Origin of the sequence: Nonomuraea indica (assembly GCF_002850745.1) — a bacterium.
In the GTDB taxonomy this organism is placed as follows: domain Bacteria; phylum Actinomycetota; class Actinomycetes; order Streptosporangiales; family Streptosporangiaceae; genus Nonomuraea; species Nonomuraea indica.
The window spans coordinates 109,746-132,392 of sequence record NZ_KZ559475.1; the positions used below are offsets into that span (position 1 = coordinate 109,746).

The 22,647-nt window shown below is 74.0% G+C and carries 20 protein-coding genes; 6 read left to right on the plus strand and 14 right to left on the minus strand.

Translation table 11 applies throughout. The features are described from left to right. Positions 1–251 precede the first annotated feature (251 nt). Complete coding sequence (locus CXR44_RS24580; RefSeq protein WP_101788485.1) at positions 252–1,145, minus strand: carbohydrate kinase family protein; 894 nt, start codon at positions 1,143–1,145, stop codon at positions 252–254. A 211-nt stretch (positions 1,146–1,356) separates the two neighbouring features. Here CXR44_RS24580 and CXR44_RS24585 point away from each other — a divergent pair, with 211 nt between their 5' ends. The 4 genes from CXR44_RS24585 (at position 1,357) to CXR44_RS39635 (ending at position 6,822) form a co-directional block, all read left to right on the plus strand. Beyond that, positions 1,357–4,053, plus strand: coding sequence for a bifunctional acetate--CoA ligase family protein/GNAT family N-acetyltransferase (locus CXR44_RS24585; protein ID WP_101788664.1), 2,697 nt, complete (start codon positions 1,357–1,359; stop codon positions 4,051–4,053). Positions 4,054–4,135: 82 nt separating this feature from the next. After that, a complete protein-coding gene (locus CXR44_RS24590) occupies positions 4,136–4,726 on the plus strand; it encodes a DUF5998 family protein (protein WP_101788486.1) in 591 nt (196 codons plus the stop codon). Positions 4,727–4,858: 132 nt separating this feature from the next. Then, positions 4,859–5,986, plus strand: a complete 1,128-nt coding sequence (locus CXR44_RS39630; RefSeq protein ID WP_180903683.1) for an alkaline phosphatase family protein — start codon at positions 4,859–4,861, stop codon at positions 5,984–5,986. Between the two features lie 23 nt (positions 5,987–6,009). Continuing rightward, a complete protein-coding gene (locus CXR44_RS39635; RefSeq protein WP_180903684.1) occupies positions 6,010–6,822 on the plus strand; it encodes a sulfurtransferase in 813 nt (270 codons plus the stop codon). Here CXR44_RS39635 and CXR44_RS24600 read toward each other — a convergent pair. The 4 genes from CXR44_RS24600 to CXR44_RS24615 form a co-directional block, all read right to left on the minus strand. After that, positions 6,762–9,287 (minus strand): CHAT domain-containing protein, encoded by a 2,526-nt coding sequence (locus tag CXR44_RS24600; protein ID WP_144070070.1) that lies wholly within the window; start codon positions 9,285–9,287, stop codon positions 6,762–6,764. The two genes, CXR44_RS39635 and CXR44_RS24600, sit on opposite strands and share 61 nt — an antisense overlap. A 441-nt stretch (positions 9,288–9,728) precedes the next feature. Continuing rightward, entirely contained in the window at positions 9,729–10,175 is a 447-nt protein-coding gene (locus CXR44_RS24605) for a hypothetical protein (RefSeq protein WP_101788488.1), read from the minus strand. Next, on the minus strand, positions 10,172–10,708 hold the full coding sequence (locus CXR44_RS24610) for an RNA polymerase sigma factor (RefSeq protein WP_101788489.1): 537 nt from the start codon (positions 10,706–10,708) through the stop codon (positions 10,172–10,174). The genes CXR44_RS24605 and CXR44_RS24610 overlap by 4 nt, the downstream gene beginning before the upstream one ends. Positions 10,709–10,776: 68 nt before the next feature. After that, entirely contained in the window at positions 10,777–11,790 is a 1,014-nt protein-coding gene (locus CXR44_RS24615) for a S8 family peptidase (RefSeq protein ID WP_101788490.1), read from the minus strand. A 175-nt stretch (positions 11,791–11,965) separates the two neighbouring features. Between CXR44_RS24615 and CXR44_RS24620 the strand changes: the two genes are divergently transcribed. Further along, positions 11,966–12,460: a DUF3145 domain-containing protein gene (locus CXR44_RS24620; protein ID WP_101788491.1), complete on the plus strand. Its 495-nt coding sequence runs from the start codon at positions 11,966–11,968 to the stop codon at positions 12,458–12,460. Between the two features lie 389 nt (positions 12,461–12,849). On the opposite strand, the gene CXR44_RS24625 is transcribed toward CXR44_RS24620, so the two are convergent. The 9 genes from CXR44_RS24625 to CXR44_RS24665 all read right to left on the minus strand — a co-directional run bounded on the left by CXR44_RS24625 (position 12,850) and on the right by CXR44_RS24665 (position 21,121). Next, positions 12,850–14,268: an acyl-CoA carboxylase subunit beta gene (locus CXR44_RS24625; protein ID WP_101788492.1), complete on the minus strand. Its 1,419-nt coding sequence runs from the start codon at positions 14,266–14,268 to the stop codon at positions 12,850–12,852. A 5-nt stretch (positions 14,269–14,273) separates the two neighbouring features. Continuing rightward, complete coding sequence (gene fabF / locus CXR44_RS24630) at positions 14,274–15,506, minus strand: beta-ketoacyl-ACP synthase II (protein ID WP_101788493.1); 1,233 nt, start codon at positions 15,504–15,506, stop codon at positions 14,274–14,276. Positions 15,507–15,570: 64 nt separating this feature from the next. Beyond that, complete coding sequence (locus CXR44_RS24635) at positions 15,571–15,810, minus strand: acyl carrier protein (protein WP_101788494.1); 240 nt, start codon at positions 15,808–15,810, stop codon at positions 15,571–15,573. 84 nt (positions 15,811–15,894) lie between these two features. Next, complete coding sequence (locus CXR44_RS24640) at positions 15,895–16,851, minus strand: beta-ketoacyl-ACP synthase III (RefSeq protein ID WP_101788495.1); 957 nt, start codon at positions 16,849–16,851, stop codon at positions 15,895–15,897. Beyond that, positions 16,848–17,744 carry an ACP S-malonyltransferase gene (locus CXR44_RS24645; protein ID WP_101788496.1) on the minus strand — a complete coding sequence of 299 codons (897 nt, stop codon included), beginning with the start codon at positions 17,742–17,744 and terminating at the stop codon, positions 16,848–16,850. The genes CXR44_RS24640 and CXR44_RS24645 overlap by 4 nt, the downstream gene beginning before the upstream one ends. A 98-nt stretch (positions 17,745–17,842) precedes the next feature. After that, on the minus strand, positions 17,843–18,967 hold the full coding sequence (locus tag CXR44_RS24650; RefSeq protein WP_101788497.1) for a PucR family transcriptional regulator: 1,125 nt from the start codon (positions 18,965–18,967) through the stop codon (positions 17,843–17,845). A gap of 172 nt (positions 18,968–19,139) precedes the next feature. Beyond that, positions 19,140–19,571, minus strand: a complete 432-nt coding sequence (locus CXR44_RS24655; RefSeq protein WP_101788498.1) for a DUF350 domain-containing protein — start codon at positions 19,569–19,571, stop codon at positions 19,140–19,142. Further along, a complete protein-coding gene (locus tag CXR44_RS24660; protein WP_101788499.1) occupies positions 19,568–20,716 on the minus strand; it encodes a glutathionylspermidine synthase family protein in 1,149 nt (382 codons plus the stop codon). The genes CXR44_RS24655 and CXR44_RS24660 overlap by 4 nt, the downstream gene beginning before the upstream one ends. A gap of 3 nt (positions 20,717–20,719) precedes the next feature. Continuing rightward, positions 20,720–21,121 carry a hypothetical protein gene (locus CXR44_RS24665; RefSeq protein WP_101788500.1) on the minus strand — a complete coding sequence of 134 codons (402 nt, stop codon included), beginning with the start codon at positions 21,119–21,121 and terminating at the stop codon, positions 20,720–20,722. Between the two features lie 96 nt (positions 21,122–21,217). Between CXR44_RS24665 and CXR44_RS24670 the strand changes: the two genes are divergently transcribed. After that, a complete protein-coding gene (locus CXR44_RS24670; RefSeq protein ID WP_101788501.1) occupies positions 21,218–22,243 on the plus strand; it encodes a PHP domain-containing protein in 1,026 nt (341 codons plus the stop codon). Positions 22,244–22,647 lie beyond the last annotated feature (404 nt).

The window sequence follows — 22,647 nt, forward strand, 5'->3', positions numbered from 1 at the left end:
TCCCCGCGAGTGACCCGCCGGTGACCGCCAGTGTCCCTGCCTGTGTCCTGCCTGCGTGGCGGTTCTCGCGGCGCAGGAGGTGGTCGTGCGGCGGTGAAGGCGGTCGTGGAGCAGCGGAGGTGGTCGCGGAGCGGTGGAGGCGGTCGCGGAGCCGGTGGAGGTGGCGGCCACGCCGGCGCCGGACGACGGGGCCGGTGGGCGCGGCGGCGGCACCTGGCGTCGAGGCGGCGTGAGCGCCGTCCACGTCCGCGTCAGAGCCGCGGGCGCGCGCCCAGGTGCACGATCGCCTTGGCGGCCAGGCGGCACCCGGCGGCCAGCGACTCGGCCGGCGGCTTGCCCTCCAGCCACGACGGCAGGAATCCCGCGCAGAACGCGTCACCCGCCCCCGTGCCGTCGACGATGCGGTCGACGGGCTCGGCCGGGGCCCGCGTCGGCTCGCCGCGGCCGTTGCCGTACCACAGCGCGCCCTCGGCGTTCATCTTGATGACGACCTGCGGGAACCACGCCGTCAGCACCTTGGCCGCCGCCTCGGGGTCGTCGCGGCCGGTCAGCACCTTGGCCTGGTCGGCGTTGGCGAACAGCAGCTTGGCGCCGCTCGTCCACTCCAGGAACGGCTCGGCCCCGGTGCGGTCGAGCGGGGCCGACGAGGCGCAGTCGACCGAGATCGACATGCCGGAGCGGTGGGCCATGTCGAGCGCGGCGAGCCCGGCGTCACGGGAACCCTCGTTGATCAGCGTGTAGCCCGACAGGTGCAGGTGGCCGCCGCCGTTGAACAGGTCGCGCGGCAGGTCCTCCGGGGACAGCGCGGCGTTGGCGCCGGGGTCGGACAGCATCGTGCGCTCGCCCTTGTGCGTGACGAGCACGACGCAGGTGCCGGTCGGACGCTCGGGGTCCATGACGAGCCGCGCGTCGACGCCGTAGCCCATCAGCTCCATGTCGCGGTTGCGCCCGGTGATGTCGGCGCCCCTGCGCCCGATGAAGGCCACCTCGGCCCCCTCGACGGCCAGCCAGGAGGCGATGTTGGCCCCCGAGCCGCCCCCGTGCATGGTCACGACCGCCGGGGTGTCGCTCGCCCTGGCGAGGGCATAACGGGCGCGCGCGACCGCGTCGGTCATGAGATCGCCCACCACGACGACCCGCGTCATGATGTCACCACCTTGCTTGCCTTCAGAACGACCTGGCCACGGCAGAACGCCACCGCAAAACTAACAGCTTCCGGACTGCTCGTGGGGCGGACCGCGGACACCGGTCGGCAGTCGATGCACAAGCGTTGCCCAACAGGCCCTGGCGTCCTGCGATACGGGACGCGGGGCTACCCTCGGGTCTGTGGACGCCGAGTCTGTGGAGGACCGGAACGTGGATGCCCCGAACACGGATGCGCCTGACACGGACGCGCCTGACACGGACGCCCGGTACCCCGCCCATTGGGAGGCCGACGTCGTCCTGGCCGACGGCGGCACCGCGCACGTACGCCCGATCAGGCCCGCCGACGCCGACCGGCTGCGTTCCTTCTACTCCCGCCTGTCCGCCGAGTCGATCTACTTCCGGTTCTTCGGGCCCCGGCCGCGGCTGTCGGACAAGGAGGTGGCCTGGTTCACCACCGTCGACTACACCGACAGGGTGGCGCTGATCGCCACGATCGGCACCGAGATGGTCGCCGTGATCCGCTACGACAGGGTGGAGCCGGGCGAGGCGGAGGTGGCGTTCCTGGTGGAGGACGCCCACCAGGGCAGGGGAGTGGCGTCCGTGCTGCTGGAGCACCTGGCCGCCACGGCCCGTGAGCGGGGCATCGAGAGGTTCGCCGCCGACGTGCTGCCGGCCAACATGAAGATGATGGGCGTGCTGCGTCAGGCCGGCTACACCGCCGAGAGCAGCTTCGCCGACGGCGTGGTCCGGATGACGCTCGACCTCACGCCGACCGAGACCTCCACCGAGGTCACCATCGCCCGCGAGCACCGCGCCGAGGCGAGGTCCATCGCGAGGCTGCTCACGCCGGGCTCGGTGGCGGTCATCGGCGCCTCGCGCGAGCCCGGCGGCGTCGGGCAGACCGTGCTGCGCAACCTGCTGGCCGCCGACTTCACCGGCCCCGTCTACCCGGTGCACCGCGAGGTGCGCGCCGTCGCCGGCGTGCGCGCGCACCCGAGCGTGTCGGCCATCGACGACGAGGTGGATCTCGCCGTGGTGGCCGTGCCCGCCGAAGGCGTCGCCGACGTGGTCAAGGAGTGCGCCGAGAAGGGCGTGCACGGGCTGGTCGTGGTGTCGTCCGGGTTCGGCGAGACGGGCGACGAGGGACGCGCCCGGCAGGACGAGCTGGCCCGCATCGCCCGCGCCTACGGGCTGCGCGTGGTCGGCCCCAACTGCCTCGGCATCGCCAACACCGATCCCGCGGTCCGGCTCAACGCCACCCTGGCCGCCACCGTGCCGCACCGCGGCAGGGTGGGGTTCTTCAGCCAGTCGGGTGCCCTCGGCACGGCGCTGCTGCAACGGGTGGCGCAGCGCGGCATGGGCATCTCGTCGTTCGTCTCCGCCGGCAACCGGGCCGACGTGTCGGGCAACGACCTCCTGCAGTACTGGGAGGAGGACGCCGCCACCGAGGTGATCCTGCTCTACCTGGAGTCCCTGGGCAACCCGCGCAAGTTCGCGCGCCTGGCCAGGCGCATCGCCCGCAGCAAGCCGATCGTCGTGGTCAAGAGCGGCGGCACCCCCTCCGGCCACTCGGCGCGCGAGCTGGGCCTGCCCGACTCGGCGATCAGCTCCCTGTTCGCGCAGGCGGGCCTGATCCGGGTGGACGATCTCATCCAGCTCTTCGACGTGGGCCAGCTCCTGGCCTACCAGCCGCTGCCCGCCGGGCCCCGCGTCGGCCTGGTCACCAACTCCGACGCCCTCGGACTGCTCGCCGCCGGGTTCTGCGTCTCCGCCGGGCTGTCGCCCCGCCCGCCCGCCAACCTCGGCGCCTCCGCCGGGGCCGCCGAGTTCGGCGCGGCGCTGGCCGATCAGCTCGCCTCCGACGAGGTCGACTCCGTGGTCGTGATCTACATGCCGCCCATCCCGGGCGGTCCGGAGGAGGTGGCCGCCGAGCTGCTCCGGGTGTCGCAGGGGTCGGCCAAGCCCGTGCTGGCCACGTTCGAGGGGCATCTCGGCATGCATCCGGCGCTCCGCACGGGCACGACGCCCGAGCGGGGCTCCATCCCGTCGTACGCCGCGCCGGAGGAGGCCGTCCGGGCGCTGGCGCACGTGGTGCGCTACGCCACCTGGCGGGCTCGCCCCGCCCCGCCGCCGCCCGCGCTCGACGACATCGACCCCGCGCGCGCCCGCGAGCTGGTCGCACTGGCGCTCGGCGACGAGGGCCCCGCCACCGCCCCCGGCACGTTCGCCGAGCCGGGGCCGCCGGTCGAGGTGGACGCCACCGACCTGCTGTCCTGCTACGGGCTCAGCGTGTGGCCGGCCGAGGTGGTGCGCTCGCCGGAGGAGGCGGTCGAGGCCGCCGAACGGCTGGGCTGGCCCGTGGTGCTGAAGGTGGCCGACCCCGAGGCCTCCCGCCGCGCCGGCACCGTACGGCTGGGCCTGTCCGGGCCCGACAGCGTCCGGCACGCCTACGCCGAGTTCGCGGCCCAGCTCGGCGCGGACACCGAGCTGGCCGTGCAGCGGATGGCGCCGCAGCCGGCCGTGCCGACCGTGGTCGGCGTGGCCGACGATCCGGGGTTCGGGCCGGTCGTGTCGTTCGGGCTGGGCGAGGTGACGGCTCGCCTGCTGCTCGACCAGGGTTACCGGCTGGCGCCGCTCACCCACGAGGACGCCGCCGAGCTGGTGCGCTCGGTACGGGCGGCGCCGCTGCTGTTCGGCGAGTACGGCTACCCGCCCGTCGCCGTCGACGCCCTGGAGGACCTCCTGGTGCGCGTGGGCCGCCTGGCCGGGGACCTGCCGGAGCTGGCCCGGCTGAACCTCGACCAGGTCCTCGTGGGTGAGTCCGGCGTCATCGTGCTCGGTGCCAGGGCGCGCCTGCGCACCCCTGCCGGGCCGCGGCTGGACGCGGGCCCGCGCCGGCTCGCCTGACCCCGTACGTACAGGATCAGACCGTTATAGAGCGTTATGCACGGCGGGTGAGGGCGCAGCGCGCTCCTGGCAGGATGGACCCATGAGGGAAACCCGAGTCTCAGCCGCGGGACTGCGCGAAGCGATCGAGCGCAGCGGCTACTACCCCGACCTCGTCACCGATGCGGTCGAATCCGCGCTGGGCAAGGAGGCCGTGGCCGCGTTCGTGGTGCACCACGAGGCCACCTTCGATCCCGCCATGGAGGTGCGCCGGCACGTCACGGTGCTGGTGCTGACCCCGTCGAGGCTGCTGGTGTGCCACACCGACGAGCATCCGGCCGTCGAGGGCGTCTCCGCCTCCCACGCCTCGACCACCACCGAGGCGGTCCGCCTGAGCCGGGTCCAGTCGGTCGCGGTCACCCGCGTCGTGCCCGACCCCGCCTCCTACGCGCCGGGCTCGCCGCCCACCGAGGTCACGCTCACGATCGGCTGGGGCGCCATCTCCCACATCGACCTGGAGCCCGCCACCTGCGGCGACGACAACTGCGAGGCCGACCACGGCTACACGGGCGCGATCACGGCCGACGACCTGTCGCTGCGCGTCAGCGAGGCGGCCGACGGTCCCGAGGCGGTCGGCCACGTGCTTGCCTTCGCCAAGGCCCTGTCCGCGGCCACCGCCCACGTCACCGGCTAGCTCGTTCCCGCGGAGAGGAGCAGGCCGGCCGCGGAAGCCCCACAGGCCGAGGTCCACCTGCCCGGCCGGTGACATTCCACTCCGTGGCCGGTGAGCCGCGGCCACGCGCGTCCACGCCGATAAGCTCGGGGAATGGTGGACACCGCGCCCCTGATCCCGGCCTACGGCGGAGCGTCGCTGGCCGACCTGCCCCGATCGCTGCTGGCCGCCCTCGGCCTCGACGACCCCAACCCCCTCGGCGTCCTGCCCGCCGAGAGCGTCTGCGTCTTCCTCGTGGACGGGCTCGGCGCCGCGCTGCTGCGCGCCCACCCCGACACGGCCCCCTTCCTGACGGCCGTCGGCGGACGGACGTTGACGGCGGGCTTCCCGGCCACCACCGCCACGAGCCTGTGCTCGCTCGGCACCGGGATCCCGCCGGGCGAGCACGGCATGCTCGGACTGATGCTGGCCGTCCCCGGCACCGGCCGGCTGCTCAACTGCCTCAGATGGACGATGCCCGACGGGTTCGCCGTGACCCCCGAGGAGTGGCAGCCCGCCCCCACCGTCTTCCAGCGGGCCGGCCAGGCCGGGATCTCCGCGAGCTACGTCGGCCCCGCCGCGTTCAAGGGCACCGGGCTGACCGAGGCCGTCTACCGGGGCGTGCGCCACCTCGCCGCCGACACGGTGGACGAGCGCGTCGAGGCGGCACGCCAGGCGCTGCTGGAGCCTCCCGCGTACGTGACCGTCTACTACGGCGACCTCGACGCGGTCGGGCACATGTGCGGATGGGGCGGCGAGGAGTGGCTGCGGCAGCTCGCGATCGTCGACCGGATGGCCGAACGGCTGGCCGAGGCGCTGCCCGCCGGCTGCGCCCTCTTCGTCACCGCCGACCACGGCATGGTCAACGTCACCGCCAAGCTCGACGCCCAGAGCGACCCGGCCCTCGCGGCCGGTGTGGCCCTCCTCGGCGGCGAGGGGCGGGCCCGGCACGTCTACGCCGAGGAGGGCGCGGCCGCCGACGTGCTCGCCGCCTGGCGCGAGACCCTCGACAGCCGGGCCTGGGTGGTGTCCCGGCAGGAAGCGGTCGAGTCCGGCTGGTTCGGCCCCCGCGTACGGGCCGGCTGGCTGCCGCGCATTGGCGACGTGCTGGCGGTGCCCTACACCGATCTGGCCATCACCGCCCCCGGCGTGCACCGCCTCGAAGCGGAGTTCGTCGGCTACCACGGCTCGATGACCGCCGCCGAGCAGCACGTGCCCCTGCTGGAGGTGAGCACCCGTTGACGTCCCGACTGGAGGAACCTGTCTTGAGCCCACTGATCACCCCTGCCGGCCTCGCCGCGCTCCACGGCGCGAGCGTCCTCGACGTCCGCTGGCGTCTCGGCGGCCCGGCCGGCGTCGACCTCTACCGCGAGGGGCACCTGCCGGGCGCCGTCTTCTGCGACGTCGACGCCGACCTCGCCGCCGCGCCCGGCAGCGCCGGCCGGCACCCGCTGCCGTCCGCCGAGCACTTCCAGCGGGCGGTGCGGCGGCTCGGCGTGGACGACGGCCGGCCCGTCGTGGTGTACGACGACGCGGGCTCCACCACCGCCGCCCGCGCCTGGTGGACGCTGCGCTACTTCGGCCACCAGGACGTGCGGGTCCTCGACGGCGGGCTGCCCGCCTGGGTCGAGGCGGGCCTGCCGACCGACAAGGACCCGGTCGAGGTCGCGCCGGGCGACTTCACGGCCAGGCCCGGCGGGATGCCGATGCTCACCGCCGAGCAGGCCGCGGCCCTGGCCGGCGACGGCGTCCTGCTGGACGCCCGCGCGGCTGAGCGTTACCGGGGCGAGGTGGAGCCCGTCGACCCGGTGGCCGGGCACATCCCGGGCGCCGTCAGCGCGCCGACCACCGGCAACGTGGGGCCCGACGGCAGGTTCCTGCCCCCGGAGCAGCTGCGGGCCCGCTTCGCGGAGCTCGGCGTGCGCGAGGGCGTGGCGGCCGGGGCCTACTGCGGCTCGGGCGTGACCGCCGCCCACCAGGTGCTCGCCCTCGAACTCGCCGGGCTGCCCGCCGCCCTCTACGTCGGCTCGTGGTCGCACTGGGTGGCCGACCCGGCGAGGCCCGTCGCCACCGGCTGATCCCCGGCACCGAAGCACGCGAACCCCACCACCCCCGTCTCGGCGGCGGCCGCCGCCAGCGCCGAGGCGGGGGAGCGGCCGCCGGCCAGCAGTCCGTGGAACGCCGTCATCACGGCGAGCGCGTCGGCGTCGCGCACCGGCACCAGCCCGGCGACCACGCACCTGGCGCCTTTGGCCAGGAACGTTCCCGCCAGGCCGAGCGGCGCCCCCTCCGCCGGCGTGCGCGCCATGCCCGAGTCGCACGCCGACAGCACCACCAGCCGGGCCGCTGCCGCCACCTCCAGCAGGTCGTACGCCATGAGCGGCCCGTCCTCCAGCGTGATGGCCGACAGCAGCGGGCTGCGCGCGTGGAACACCCCGTGCGCGGCCAGGTGCAGCACGTCGGCCCCGGCGAGCGCCCGCAGCACCGCGCCGGTCCTGGCCGGCACCTCGCGCCCGCCGGGATGCAGGCGGAGCACCCGGCGGACCTCCTCCCGGGCGTGCGCCAGCCCCGGCCCGGCGGCGGCGGCCACCGCGGGCCGCCCCGCCCCGGCGGTGCGCGTGGCGGCGCCGGTGGGTGTGCGCCGGGAGGCCGCGAGCCAGGCCGCCGCGCTCGCGGCCACGCTCACCGGACGGCCCGCCAGGCCCGGCAGCGCCGCCCAGGGCAGCGTGTACAGCGCCCCGGTCGGCACGACCACCACCGGCCGCCCGTCCACGTCGCGCTCCAGAGGCCGCAACAGCAGCCGTTCCACCTCCTCGGCCGCGACGCGCACCAGCCCGCCGCCCACTCCGGGTGCCGCGCCGTCCGGGAAGGCGCCGTCGCGCAGGTTGTGCCTGCGCAGCGCGTAGCGCAGCCGGATGACCGCCTCGATGATCGCCTCCATCGGGCCCAGCGGCCGCAGCGCGACCCCACGGCCGGTCACGACCAGGGCCAGCAGCGACGACTCCTGCGCCACGAACTCCACCACCACCGTCCCGCGCAGAGCCTCCCGCAACCGGCCGGCCTCGACCGGTCCGCGCGCGTCCGCCGGGCCCGCGAGCGCCCGCCAGCGTTCCGCCCAGGCGAACACCTCTTCGGCATCGCCCTCCCGCACCGCCAGCCGCAGCCCGAAGCTCGCCAGCCGCGCCCCCGCCCGCGCCGCGTGCGCCCGCAGCGCCGGGTCGTCGAACGCCCCCACCGAGCCGCCCACCTCGGCGAGCCCGCGCCGCACCGCGCATAGGGCCGCGCCGTGGTCGCCGCGCATCGCGGCCTCCAGCGCGCGGGCGTGCTGCCGCACCGGTCCCGGCACCTTGGACGTCCTCACGGTCGCGGTCGGCTGCTCGCCGTCCGGCCGGGTGAGCCGGGCGAGCTGGCCGGCGGCCGTCCGCTCGTCGCCCAGCGTCAGCGCGATCTCGGCCGCCTCCAGGCGCAGCGCCGCGGCGGCGGTGCGGTGGGCGGCGTGTTCGTCCAGCTCATCGGCGCAGCACAGCACCTCCGCCAGCAGCGCAGGGGTGGGGCCGTCGAGGGCGAGCCGCGCCCGCAGCGCCACCTCCCGAGCCGGAGGCAGCCACGACCGCCGGCCCTGGAGCTCCAGCTCCTGGGACGCCCGTTCGGCCACGGCCAGCGCCCGCCGGGCGTCTCCGGTGAGCAGCTCCGCCTGGGCCAGCTTCAGCCGCGCGTCGGCCAGCGCCACCTGCGCGCCCGACGCCTCCAGCTCGGGTACGGCACGGCTCAGCAGCTCCCTGGCCTCGCCCGCCAGGTGGGCGGCCAGCAGGGCGGCGGCGAAGTCGGCCCGCATCGTCGCCAGCCGCTCGGGGTAGCCGAACAGGGTGTCCTCCGCCGCCCGGTAGTGCCCGAACGCTCCCGCGACGTCGCCTCGTCGTACGGCGAGGAACGGCAGGTTGGCGGCGGCCAGCCGGGACAGGTGGTCGAGCCCGGCGCCGCGGGCGATGCGCAGGCACGCGGCCACGTCACGGGTGGCGGCGTCCCAGACGCCCCGGTAGGCCTGCACCAGCCCGCGGTTGAGCAGCCCACCGGCCAGGAACCTGCGGTCGTCGAGCGTGCCCGGAGCGTCGGCGAGGGTGGCCACCGCGCGGTCGCACGCGGCGACGGCCTCCACGTAGCGGCCCAGGTGGGCCAGGGCCACGGCCCGCTGGGTGTCGAGCTTGGCGCGGTCCAGCGACGACAGGTGCGGCCGGGCCAGGGCGGCGAGGCTGAGCGCCTGTACCGGGTGGCCGCGCTCGGTCCGTACGGTCACCAGGGAGAGCCGGGCCTGGGCGAGCCGGGCCCGTGGGGCGCCGCGGGAGGCGATGGCGCGGCGCAGGTGGTCCTCGGCCGCCTGGAGGTCGCCCAGTTCGCGGGCGGCCAGCGCCATCGCCCGCAGCGCCACGACCACGGCCTCCACGGCCCCGGCGGCCTCGGCCGCGGCGAGCACGGCGCGGCCCGCGTGGAGCGCCTGCCAGGGGTCCACGACGGCCTGCGACACCGCCGCCTCGGCCGCGTCCACCAGCGGCTCCACGGATCGCGGCCCGCCGTGGTCAGGGTCGGTCGGCCGGCCACCGCGGGGGTCGCCGGTCTCGGATGGGTCGGTTCGCAGGCCGCCGTGGGGGTCGCCGGTCTCGGATGGGTCGGTTCGCAGGCCGCCGTGGGGGTCGCTGTCCTCGGGCGGGTCTCCTGGCCGGCCGCCGTGGGGGTGGCCGGTCTCGGGTGAGGCGTCCCGCCGCCGTGACGTGGGGTGGAGTGCGTCAGGAACAGCCTGGTGGAGCGTTCCCGTCTCCTCGGGCGGCGGATGGCGGGGCGATGCGGGGGGTTCGTGGAGTGCGGTCAAGGGTGGGGGTGCGGACCTCTCGGACGGGCCGCCGACGCCGGCGACGAGGGCGGGAGACAGGCGGCGGGCGCGGGCCGGTGCGGCGCCGCACAGACGGCGCCGCACCGGTTCCGCACCCGGTCAGGGGCGGATACGCACCCACCTGGTCTGGACGGGCGCGTGACCCGGCCGGTGGCAGACCACGCTGAGCCAGCCCGGAGGCAGACCCGTGGCCGCGAACTGGCCGGTGGCGGGCAGACGCCTGGTCAGCGTCAGGTGGGGGGTCCGGACATCGACGTGGCTGCCCTCACCCGGGGGCGGGATCACCTGCCCCGCGACGTCGATGAGCCCGTCGCCGACCGTCACCTCCAGGTCGAAGGTGAGGCCGGAGGCGACGAACCGGACCATGTGGCAGCCGTCCGAGCCCCGCACCTCTGCGGAGACGGGAAGCTCGGCGGGCGCGGCGGTGACCGCTTGGGGGACCCTGAGCCCGTAGGCGTCGCGTGCGGCGGCGGACACGTGCCCGGGGATCGGGTCGTTCCCGGCGGCCAACCGCAGAGCCGCCAGGAAATAGTCTTCGTTGATCATTGCACCGTCTCCTGTAGTGAGATCAGGGTGCGCAGTTTTTCCAGGCACCGCGTCCGGGTGGGGCCCACGCTGCCAATGGGCACTCCCAGGCGCAGTGCGACTTGCTGGTATCCAACATCTGCCGCGACCAGCTGGAGCAGTGTGCGACAAGGTTCGTCCAGGGAGGAGACCGTCTTCCAGAGCAGGCGGCTGCTGTCGGCCTCCAGGACGGCCGCCGCCGGGTCGGGCTCACGCACCAGGTCGAAGCGCGGGGCGAAGGTGAGGTCCTTTCTGGAGATGAGCATGGCTTCGCGGCGCGTGGTCGTCGCGAGCCACGCGCCCACCCCTGCGGGGTCCCTGATGGTGTGGAGATGCTCGAGCAGACGCAGCCACGCTCCTTGGACAGCGTCCGCGGCATCGGTTTCGTTCAGCCCACAGGCCCGCGCGACGGCCCACATGCGGGGTCCGAAGCGGGTCTCGAGCTCGTCCCAGGCCGTCTGGTCGTCGTCGGCCGCGGCTTCGAGCAACTCCTTGGGATCGCGTGGCTCCCGCATGCGGCCTCCTTCGCCCAGTGCCTCACGATGTTGCCTCATCGTGATGGACCGAGGACTGAGCGTAAACTCTACAGACTCGCCGGGACCAGAGCTCCGAGATCGCGAATTTGCCGCGCCTCCCCGGGATCCAGCAGCATCCTGGCCGCCTCCTGCGGCGGCCGGTCCCTGGCCGCGTCGGCGACGGCCCCCGCCACCAGCGCCGCCGCGAACGACGTGCCGCTCCACGCCGCGTAGCCGCCGAACTCCCCGCCCTCCAGGTAGGTGCTGGTCAGCCACTCTCCCCGGGCGCAGGCGTCGACCCAGGGGCCGTAGGAGGAGAACGGCGCCCGGCGCTCCTGTGCGGCGTCGACCGCGCCCACGCCCACCACGCCCGGCAGCGCCGCCGGCCAGAAGGGCCGTTCGCCGGCGGTGTTGCCCGCGCAGGCGACCGTCACCGTGTCGGGGAACGCGCTGAGCGCGTCGGCCAGCAGGGGTGGCGGCCGGTCGTCGAAGGTGTGACAGCCGAACGACAGGTTGAGCACGTGCGGCGGCCGCTCGCGCAGCCGGTTGAGCGCCCGGATCACGTGCGCCTCGTCGCCGACGCCGTCGCCGTTGAGCACCCGGCACGACGTCAGCGTCACGCCCGGCGCCTGCCTCAGGATCAGCCCGGCGATGAACGTGCCGTGCCCCGCCTGGGCGCCCTCGGTGGAGTCGGCGTCGTCACGGCCCAGGGCGCCGTACCACTCGCTGCCCGTCCACCAGGGGTGCTTGCCGACGCCGGTGTCGAGCAGGCTCACGACGACCGGTGAACGCGCCCGCCCCGGCCGGTAGGAGAGCGGGCGGACGGGGAACGGCCGGGACGCCGGCCCGCCGAAGAACAGCGGCTGCCCCACCACGACATGGTTGGGCGAGGCCCGGAACCCGTGCTCGCGGAGCTCGCCGGCGACCTCCCACGGGTCCGCTCCGGACGTCAGGTGGATCACGCAGACGCCGTCGCTCTCGGACACCGCCCGGGTCCAGCGCGCCACGACCGACACCGCGCCGCGGTCGGCCAGCACCTGACCTGGCCGGATGAGCGACCCGCCGGCGGATTGGATGTCCATGAGGCGTTATCTATCCGCGCGTGGGCCGCTGTCACCCGCCCACGCCGCAACAACTTGGTATGGGCCCCCTCTGGTGCCGGATTGCGACCGACGGTAGTCTCTCCCTAGTCACTTGTGATCATCCCAGGACGAGGCCGTTGGGGAAGGCGCACCTCGTACCGAAACGGGAGGTCCGGTGTCTGCTCGTGGCGTGCTGTACGTCCACTCGGCTCAGCCCGCGCTGTGCCCTCATATCGAATGGGCGGTCGCGGGTGTCCTTGGCGTGCCCGTGGACCTGACGTGGACGCCACAACCTGCCGCGCCCAACGTCGTACGGGCTCAGGCGGAGTGGGAGGGCCGCCCGGGCATCGCGGCGGCCATCGCGTCCTCCCTCATGGGCTGGCAGCGCATCAGGTTCGAGATCACCGAGGACGCCTCGCCGGGCGTCGACGGGTCCCGCCACGCCTACACGCCGACGCTCGGCGCCTTCAGCGCGGTCATCGGCGCCGCCGGCGACATCATGATCCCCGAGGACCGGCTCCGGTCCGTGATGCTGATGGCCGCCCAGGGGCGCTGCGAGCTCGAAGAGGAGCTCGACCGGATGCTGGGCAAGCCGTGGGACGAGGAGCTGGAGCCGTTCCGCTACGCGGGCGACGGCGCTCCGGTGCGCTGGCTGCACGCCGCCGTCTGACACGCCCGCGGCGAACCCTCCCACCGCGACCGGCACCCGCGCGCGATCGGGCTCTCCCCGCGCAGCTGGGTTTTCCACGCGACCGGCTTCCCCACGCGACCGGCTTCCCCACGCGATCGGCTCTCCTGCGCGATCGGTTTCCCACGCGATCGGCTCTCCTGCGCGATCGGTTTCCCGCGCGATCGGCTCTCCTGCGCGATCGGTTTCCCGCGCGATCGGCTCTCCTGCGCGATCGGCTTTCCCAGCGCGATCGGCTCTCCCGCGATGTCCTCCCGCCGCGACGCCCTCCCTTCCGCGCCTGCCGCTCCCCGGAGCGGCTCCGGACCGCGAACGGCCCCGCACCGGTCACCGGTGCGGGGCCGTTCGGCCGTTCTACGGACGCGGGGCCGCTAGAGAGGGATGTTGCCGTGCGCGCCCCTGGCCGGCGTGGCCTGGGCGAGCACCCTGGCGATCGCGCCGCGTGTCTCCCCGGGCTGGACGACCTCGTCGATCACACCGATCTCCTGCGCGCGGGCCAGGCCGCCGGCGAGCTTCTCGTGCTCCCGGGCCAGGCGCTGCTCCAGCTCGGCCCGCTCCTCCTCCGGGGCGGCCGCCAGCTCGCGCCGCTTGAGCACGCGTACCGCGGCCACGGACCCCATGACCGCGACCTCCGTCGTCGGCCAGGCGAAGACCCTGGTCGCGCCGAGCGCGCGGGAGTTCATCGCGACGTAGGCCCCGCCGTAGGCCTTGCGGGTGACCAGCGTGACCCGTGGCACCGACGCCTCGGCGAACGCGTGCAGCAGCTTGGCGCCGCGCCGCACCACGCCGTCGTGCTCCTGGCCGACGCCCGGCAGGTAGCCCGGCACGTCCACGAGGACCACCAGCGGCACCCCGAACGCGTCGCACATGCGCACGAACCGGGCGGCCTTCTCGGCGGAGGTGGCGTCGAGGCAGCCGCCGAGCCGCAACGGGTTGTTGGCGATCACGCCGACCGTCCGGCCGCCGAGGCGGCCGAGGGTGGTGACGATGTTGGGCGCCCACTTGGGGTGCAGCTCGACGCCCTGCTCGTCGAGCAGGCCGTTGACCAGCGGCTTGACGTCGTAGGCGCGGCGTGCCGACTCGGGCAGCAGGCTGGAGAAGTCGACCTCCGCCACGTCGGGGACGCGCACCCGGCCCTGGTGGCCGAGGAGCACGGCGAGCCGGCGCGCGGTGAGCAGCGCGTCGGCCTCGGTCCTGGTGACGACGTGCACGACGCCGCTGCGCTTGCTGTGCGGCTCGGGGCCGCCCAGCGCGGCGCTGTCGACGTCCTCGCCGGTGACGCTGCGGACCACGTCGGGGCCGGTGACGAAGATGCGGCCGGATTCGGCCAGGATCACCAGGTCGGTGAGCGCCGGGCCGTAGGCGGCGCCGCCGGCGGCCGCGCCGACGACCACGGAGAGCTGCGGGACGACGCCGGAGGCCTTGGTCATGGCGGCGAAGACCCGGCCGACGGCGTGCAGCGACTCGACGCCTTCGGCGAGTCGCGCACCGCCGGAGTGCCAGATCCCGATGATCGGCACCCGTTCGCGGACGGCCACGTCGTAGGCGTGCACGATGTGCTCGCAGCCCTCGCTGCCCATCGCGCCGCCCTGGAAGCGGGCGTCACTGCAGAACGCGACGACGGGCACACCCTCGACGCGGCCCATGGCGGCGAGCGCGCCGCTCTTGTCCTGGGGAGTGATCAGCCGCAGCGAGTCGTCGTCGAGCAGCGCGGTCAGGCGGACGACCGGATCACGGGGGTCGGCGGGCTCGACGCCGGAGCCCGCCGGCGCCGCCCGGTTGTCGAGCACGGGCGTCAGGCCCCCTTGAAGACGACTGCCACGTTGTGCCCGCCGAAGCCGAACGAGTTGTTGAGCGCGGCGACGTCGCCGTCGGGCAGCCGGCGGTTGTCCCCGTGGACCAGGTCCACCTCGATGCCGTCATCGGGGTTGTCGAGGTTGATGGTCGCCGGCACGATCCGGTCGTACAGCGCCTTGATCGTGAAGACGGACTCGATGCCGCCCGCGCCGCCCAGCAGGTGACCCGTCATCGACTTGGTCGAGGTGACGAGCGGGTGGGTGCCGATGGCCTTGGCGACCGCCTGCACCTCGATGACGTCCCCGGCGGGGGTCGAGGTGGCGTGCGCGTTGACGTGCTTGACGTCGAGCCCGGTGAGGCCGGCGTCGGTGAGCGCCTGGGTCATCGCCATGATGACGCCGCGGCCCTCGGGCTCCGGCTGGGTGATGTGGTGGGAGTCGGCGGAGTAGCCGACGCCGGCGGCGTAGGCGTAGATCCTGGCGCCGCGCGCCCGGGCGTGCTCCTCGGACTCCAGCACGACGATGCCGGCGCCCTCACCGAGCACGAACCCGTCGCGGTCGCGGTCCCACGGCCGCGAGGCCCCGGCGGGGTCGTCGTTGCGGGTGGACATGGCCCGCGCGGCGGCGAAGGCCGCGACGTTGAGCCCGTGGATCGCGGCCTCGGTGCCGCCCGCCACGACCACGTCGGCGCGGCCGGCCCTGATCATGTCCATCGCGTAGCCGATGGCCTCCGCGCCGGAGGCGCAGGCGGACACCGTCGCGTGCACGCCCGCCTGGGCGCCCCGGTCGAGGCCGATCCAGGCGGCCGGGCCGTTGGGCATGAGCATCGGCACGGTGAAGGGCGACAGGCGGTTCCAGCCGCGCTCCTTGTAGGTGTCGTAGGCCGACAGCGTGGTGTTGATGCCGCCGATGCCGCTGGACACCACGACGCCGAGCCGCTCGGGCGCCACCTCGGGGGCGCCCGCGTCCTGCCAGGCCTCGCGGGCCGCGACCATCGCGAACTGCTCGCTGCGGTCGAGCCGGCGCGCCTCCGGCCTGGGAAGCACCTCGGCCGGGTCGACGGCGGCCGTCCCCGCGAACTTCACGGGGACGGTGTCGACCCAGTCCTCGGTGATCGTCTTGATGCCCGACTGACCGGCGAGGAGCGCCGACCAGGTCGAGGTGACGTCTCCACCGACGGGCGTCGTCGCGCCAAGCCCGGTGACGACGACACGTACCCGGTTCGCACTCACGTTTTCGCGCTCCTTGTCGATCTGAGGGTCGTTCGGCGGTCCGGCCCGCGAGGGGCCCGGGCCGCTAGTTCTTGATGAAGTTGAGGACGTCCTGGACCGTCTTGAGGTTCTTCAGCTGGTCGTCGGGAATCTCGACGCCGAACTCGTCCTGGGCGGCCACGGCGATCTCGACCATGGACAGCGAGTCGATGTCGAGGTCGTCCACGAAGCTCTTGTCCGGGGTCACCTCGCCGGCCGGAATGCCGGTGATCTCGTTGATGATCTTGCCGAGGCCCGCGAGGATCTCCTGCTCGGTGGCAGCCATGTCGTTGGTTCTCCTTCGGTTTCTGCTGGTTCGGTACGGCTCACGCCGTACGAGCTGAGGGTGCGGCGTGAGCCGTACCGGATCCTACGGAATCTCGATCACTTGGCCCGCGTAGGTCAGGCCGGCGCCGAAGCCCAGGGCGAGCACGAGGTCGCCCGAGCGGACCTCGCCGCGCTCCAGCATGCGCGACAGCGCGAGCGGGATGGACGCGGCGGAGGTGTTGCCGGCGGTGACGATGTCACGCGCGATGACGGCGTTGTCGGCGCCGAGCTTGCGCGCGATGGCTTCGATGATGCGCAGGTTGGCCTGGTGCGGCACGAACGCGGCCAGCTGTGACGGGTCGACGCCGGCACGTTCGCAGGCCTCCTTGGCCACCGGGTGCAGCGCGGTGGTGGCCCAGCGGAAGACGGTCTGGCCCTCCTGGTGCAGGAAGCTGTCGCGGTCGTTGATGATGATCGCGTCAGACCTGTCGCCGGCGCTGCCCCACACGACCGGGCCGATCCCCGGCGTGTCGGACGCGGTGACCACGGCGGCGCCCGCGCCGTCGGCGAAGATCACAGCGGTCGCCCGGTCGGTCCAGTCGATCCACTGCGACAGCTTCTCCGACCCGATGACGAGCACGTTGCGCGCGGCACCGCCGCGGACGGCGGCGCTGGCGGTGGCGAGCGCGTAGCAGAACCCGGCACAGGCGGCGTTGACGTCGAACGCGCCGGGGGACTGGATGCCGAGGCGGTGCGCGACGACGGCGGCGGCGTTGGGGATCTGGCTCTCCAGCGTGCAGGTCGCCACGATCACCAGGTCGACGTCGGCGGCCGACAGCCCGCTCGCCGCCAGCGCCTTGCCGCCGGCCTGCACGGCCATGTCCTCGACCGTCTCGCCCTCCGGGGCGATGCGGCGCTCCTTGATGCCGACCCGCGACTGGATCCACTCGTCGTTGGTGTCCATGGTCTTGGCCAGGTCGTCGTTGGTGACGATGGTGGCCGGCTGGTAGTGGCCGAAGGCCAGCACCTTCGCGCCGGAGGCGACGTCGGGAATCCTCACTTGGTCAGCTCCCTGGCAGCGTCGAGGTCGTCGGGGGTCTTCAGCGCGACGGTGGCCACGCCCCGCAGCCCGCGCTTGGCCAGGCCGGTCAGGGTGCCGCCGGGCAGCAGCTCGATGATCGCGGTGACGCCCCGGTCGGCCATGGCGGCCATGCACAGGTCCCACCGGACGGGGCTGCTGACCTGCCCGACCAGCCGCTGGAGGAGGTCGGCTCCGCTGGTCACGGCCTCGCCGTCGGCGTTGGACAGCAGCGTGACCGCGGGGTCGGCGGGTGTGACGGCGGCGGCCGCCTCGCGCAGATGCGCGACGGCCGGGGCCATGTGGGCCGTGTGGAAGGCGCCCGCCACGGACAGCGGTATGAGCCGGGCGCGCGCCGGGGCGTCGTCCTTGAACGCGGCGAGCTGCTCCAGGGTGCCGCCGGCGACGATCTGGCCGGCGCCGTTGATGTTGGCGGGGGTCAGGCCGTGGCGCTCCACGGCGGCCAGCACGTCGGCCTCGACGCCGCCCAGCACCGCGGTCATGCCGGTCTCGGCGACGGCGGCCGCCTTGGCCATGGCCTGGGCACGCTCCCTGACGAGGCTCAGCGCCTGCTCGGCGGTCAGCGCCCCGGACAGCGCGGCGGCGGCGAACTCGCCCACGCTGTGCCCGGCCAGCACGCCCGGCGTGACGCCGAGCGCCTCGGCCGAGGCGAGCGCGGCGGCCACCAGCAGCGGCTGGGCCACGGCCGTGTCGCGGATCTCGTCGGCGCCCGCGGTGGTGCCGTAGGCGATCAGGTCGAGGCCGGTGACCTCGGACCAGCCGGCGAGCCGGTCGGCGAAGCCGGGCACCTCGAGCCAGGGCGTCAGGAAACCTGGAGTCTGGGCGCCTTGGCCCGGCGCGACGATTGCAAGCACGAAATCAACCCTGCCCTGTAGAGGTCCGACACGCGGATAAGGAAGCGTACGAACTTTGTCCAAGGTCTTTTGTAGGTTCTCCACAGTGGTTCGGTGGACTACGTGAGCGACCGCCACGACGCGGCCGATTCGGCGAGCCGGCCGAGGATGAGCCCGACCTGCAGCGTGAAGGCGGAGCGGCCCTCGGTCGGCTGGTAGCCGGTCAGCTCGGTGATCTTCTTCAGGCGGTAGCGGACCGTGTTCGGGTGGACGAACAGCAGCCGGGCCGTGGCCTCCAGCGAGGTGCCCTGCTCCAGGTAGGTGGCCAGCGTGTCGAGCAGCGGCGTGCCGGCCAGCGGCAGGTAGACGTTCTCGACGAGCTGCTCCCTGGCGTCCTCGTCGCCGTCCAGCGCCCGCTCGGCCAGCAGGTCGTCGGCGTGCACGGGACGTGGCGCGTCGGGCCAGCCGGCCGACGCCTTCAGTCCCGCCAGGGCGGCCCTGGCGGAACGGGCGGCGGCGTGCAGGTCGGGCACCTCGGGGCCGATGACGATGGGCCCCGGCCCGAAGCGCGCCACGACCTGCCGCGCGGCGTGCTGGACGCTGTCGGCGCCGCCCACGATCACGATGAGCCGGTCGGCCTGCACCCCGGCGAGCAGGTCCATGCCGATGCGCCGGCCCTTCTCGCGCAGCCCGTCGATCACCGCGCGCGGGTCGTCGTCGGGGGCGTGGCCGGCGATCACGACCACGGGGGCGGAGGTCCAGCCGAGCGCCGCCGCCCACGAGTGGAGGCCGTCGTCCACCTCGCCCCGCACCAGCGCGTCCACGATGAGGGCCTCCAGCCGGGAGTCCCAGGAGCCGCGCGCCTCGGCCTCGCGCGCGTAGACCTGCGCGGCGGCGAAGGCCACGTCACGGGTGTAGCGCAGCATGGCCTGCTGGAGCTGGTCCTCGCCGCCCGGCGCGGCCAGCTCGTCCGTCTGCGCCTCCACCACCTCCACCACGATCCGGACGATGTCCACGGTCTGCTGGAGCGAGATGGAGCGCTTGAGCTCGCGCGGCGCCGTGCCGAAGAACTCGATGCTGGGCGTCGGCCGGTCCTCGCCCGCGTGCTGGAACCACTCGACGAAGGCCGCGATGCCCGCCTGGGCCACCAGGCCCACCCATGAGCGGTCCTCGGCGCTGAGCGCGCGGAACCAGGGCAGCTGGTCGTCCATGCGGGCCATCGCCGCCGTGCCGAGCGAGCCCATGGCCCGCTCCAGCCTGCGTGTGGTGTCCTCCCGGGTCCGGTCTGTCACGCCTCTAGCCTGCCAGGTCCCGCAGGTGACCGGTCCCGCAGGCCACGCGGAGCGCGCCCGCGCCCGTACCGAACGGGCCGCTCCGGACACGTACGGCGGCGCGATCGTACGGCTGCGCTGGTGCTCAGATGACGGCGACGGCGGTGATCAGGCCGATCGCCAGGTGGGTGACGGCGAGCAGCCGCGCGCCCGGCTGCAGCTCCGGCTCCTTGACCAGCTCGCGCACCGAGATGCCGACCACCTTGTCGAAGGCGAGCATCGCGACCGTCTGCACGACGATGCCGACCAGGCCGAACACCGCGGTGCCCGCCAGGCCCTCGGCCAGCCTGCCGCCCGACGACCAGATCGACGCCGCCACGATGAGCCCCACGGCGGCCAGCGCCGAGGTGGCCAGCAGCGTCGCGTTGGGGTTGCGCTCGCTGCGGATGATCGAGCTGAGCTTGCCCGGGGTGGCCAGATCGATCACGTAGAAGCCGATGATCATCAGGATCACGCCGACGGCGGCGTACGCGGCGATGGCACCCGAGCCGCGCAGAAGGGTTTCCAGCAGGGTCATGGTCGCTCGATTCGGTGAGGTACGAAGGAGGAAGTGTCGTCGGTGATGAGTCCGGAGGTCTCTCTGATGCCCAGCCCGGCCGGCTCGTCGGCGACCATCCACGCGCCGAGCACGGGGCGCTGGCCGTCGAAGTCAGGCAGCGCGTCGAACGCCTGGTGGACGTACCCCTCCCGGCCGTAGGAGCCGGGCGTCTCCTGGCCGCCGTCCGGGGTGACGATCCGCATCGAGGCGCCCTCCCGGCCCAGCAGCGGCTTGGCGATGTAGGAGGTCAGGTCGCGGGGCCCGTCGAGGTAGGCGGGCAGCAGGTTCGGGTGCCCGGGATACAGCTCCCACAGGATCGCCAGCAGCGCCTTGTTGGACAGCAGTGCCTTCCACAGCGGCTCGATCCAGGTCGCGTGCCGCACGGCGTGCCGTCCGAACGGGTCGGCGAGCATCCACTCCCACGGGTAGAGCTTGAACACCGAGCGGATCATCCGCTCCTCCACGTCGACGAAGCGACGGTTGAGGGAGTCCCAGCCGATGTCCTCCATGGCGATGGCGACCGTGTGCAGCCCCGCCTGGTCGGCGGTCTCCTGCAGGTAGGCCAGCGTCATCGCCTCCTCGCCCGTCTCGTCCATGTTGGTCCAGGAGAAGTGGGTGGGGCCGGGCGGCAGCGTCATCGCCGACCAGCGGTCGATGAGCCGCTCGTGGACGGAGTTCCACTGGTCGTCGTCGGGGTGGGTGTCCTTCAGCCAGAACCACTGGACGACCGACGACTCCAGCAGCGAGGTCGGCGTGTCGGCGTTGTACTCCAGCAGCTTGGCCGGGCCCGTGCCGTCGTAGCGCAGGTCGAAGCGGCCGTACAGGTGGGGGTCGCGGCGCTCCCACGACCGGGCGACGTCCTCGGCGGCCCACTCCGGGATGGCGAACTCGGCGAAGCGGCCGGTCTCGACGACGTGTCCGGCGGCGCGCAGGCACATCTCGTGCAGCTCCTCGACCTGCGCCTCCAGCGCATCCACCTCGTCCATGGAGAACACGTAATGGACGGACTCGTCCCAGTAGGGGCGGCTCAGTCCCTCGGGATGGGCGGCCCGGTGGTAGGCCAGCCCCTGACTCTCGATGATCTTTTCCCAGCCGGGCCGGGGCGCCCCGCGCTCGCGTCGCACCCGTCAGCCCCCGCTGCTGGACTTGCTGCCGAAGCCGCCGCGCTGGATCGACTTGCCGCTGCGGGAGTTGATCTCCACGTCGGAGGGGCGGAGGGTGGTGCCCTTGCCCACGCGGGTGCCGACCCGGTTGCCGCCGTAGTACCAGGTGTAGGCGCCGTGAGAGCCGCGGTAGAAGGCGGTGTGGCCCCCGTCGTCGTCGCAGTATTCGTCGTCCACGACCTCGTAGGTGCCGTCGGGCAGCTGCATCTCCAGGTTGACGCAGTCGGCCTCGACCTCGTCGTCCTGGACGGCCGAGCAGAACCCCACCACCATGAGCGACACCACGCCGATGACCGACAGCGTGATGATCTTGGAGGATTTGCCGGAGGGCTTCTGCTGCTGACCGGAAGGTTTGGGTTGCGCCATCAAGCTCCTGCTCTCATTGGCCGAACAGCATATCGGTGACGTTCCTGCCGCATCAATCTGCAAAAAGGACGAACGCCGAGGGGGTAGGAGTTCCCCATGACGCCCGACGAAGCGCTGCGCGAGATCGCCTTCCTGCTGGAGCGCGCGGGGGAGCCGACCTACCGCGTGCGCGCCTTCCGTCGCGCCTCCGCCGTGGTCGGCGACCTGCCGCCCGGCGAGCTGGAACGGCTCGCCGGCTCCGGCGGACTGCCCGGCCTGCCCGGCATCGGCAAGGTCACCGCCCTGGTGATCAGCGAGGCGCTCGCCGGGCAGGTGCCCACCTACCTGCGCCGGCTGCGCGACACCGCCGGCGCCGACCTGGACGAGGAGACGGCCGCGCTGCGCACCGCGCTCCGCGGCGACCTGCACAGCCACTCCGACTGGTCCGACGGCGGCTCGCCGATCGAGGAGATGGCCGAGACGGCCCGCGCGCTCGGCCACGACTACTGGGCGCTGACCGACCACTCGCCGCGCCTGACCGTCGCCCGCGGACTGCCGCCCGACCGGCTGCGCCGCCAGCTCGACGAGGTGGCCCGGCTCAACGAGCACCTCGCCCCGTTCAGGATCCTGACCGGCATCGAGGTCGACATCAACCCCGACGGCACGCTCGACCAGGAGCCCGCGCTGCTGCGCCGGCTCGACGTCGTCGTGGCCAGCGTCCACTCCAAGCTGCGCATGGAGCGCGAGGAGATGACCCGCCGCATGGTGACCGCGATCGCCGACCCCGACGTCGACGTGCTCGGCCACTGCACCGGGCGTGTCGTACGCGGCGACGGCAGGCGGGGCGGGCGGCGGCCCGAGTCGGAGTTCGACGCCGAGGTGGTCTTCGAGGCGTGCCGCCGCTTCGGCGTGGCCGTGGAGGTCAACTCCCGGCCCGACCGGCTCGACCCGCCCAAGCGGCTGCTGCGGCTGGCGTACGAGACGGGGTGCCACTTCGCGATCGACTCCGACGCGCACGCGCCGGGGCAGCTCGACTGGCAGCGGTTCGGCTGCGAACGGGTGGCGCTGTGCGGGATCCCGGCGGAGCGCGTCGTCAACACCTGGCCCCTCGCCGACCTCCTCGCCTGGACCGCCCGCCGCTGACGCCCCGGGACACGGGGCCGGAGGAAGCCCCGGCGCACCGCCCTCGCCGCCGGGGCGCGGGCCTCCGCGAGTGAGGTCGATGAATCTTCCACCCGGCTCTGGGGGGACGGTCTGCCGGTTCTGGCGCTGGGCGCGGGCGGTCTAACGGTGAGCTGTGGGGTCCGGGGCGGACGGTCTGCGGTGGGCACCGGGGTGCGGAGCGGCCGGTCCATGGCGGGCGCCGGTGTCCGGGGCGGCCGTCCTGGCGGGTGTCGGTGTCCGGGAGGCCGGTCCGTGGCGGGCTCTGGTGTCGGCGCGTGGCCGCGGGGGAGGGCGCAGGGGAGATCGGCGAAGCGGTGGGCGGGAGAGGGCGAGTGGCGAACTGGCGAGGCGGTCAGACAGGGGTGGCGCGGTGGTGACGGGCC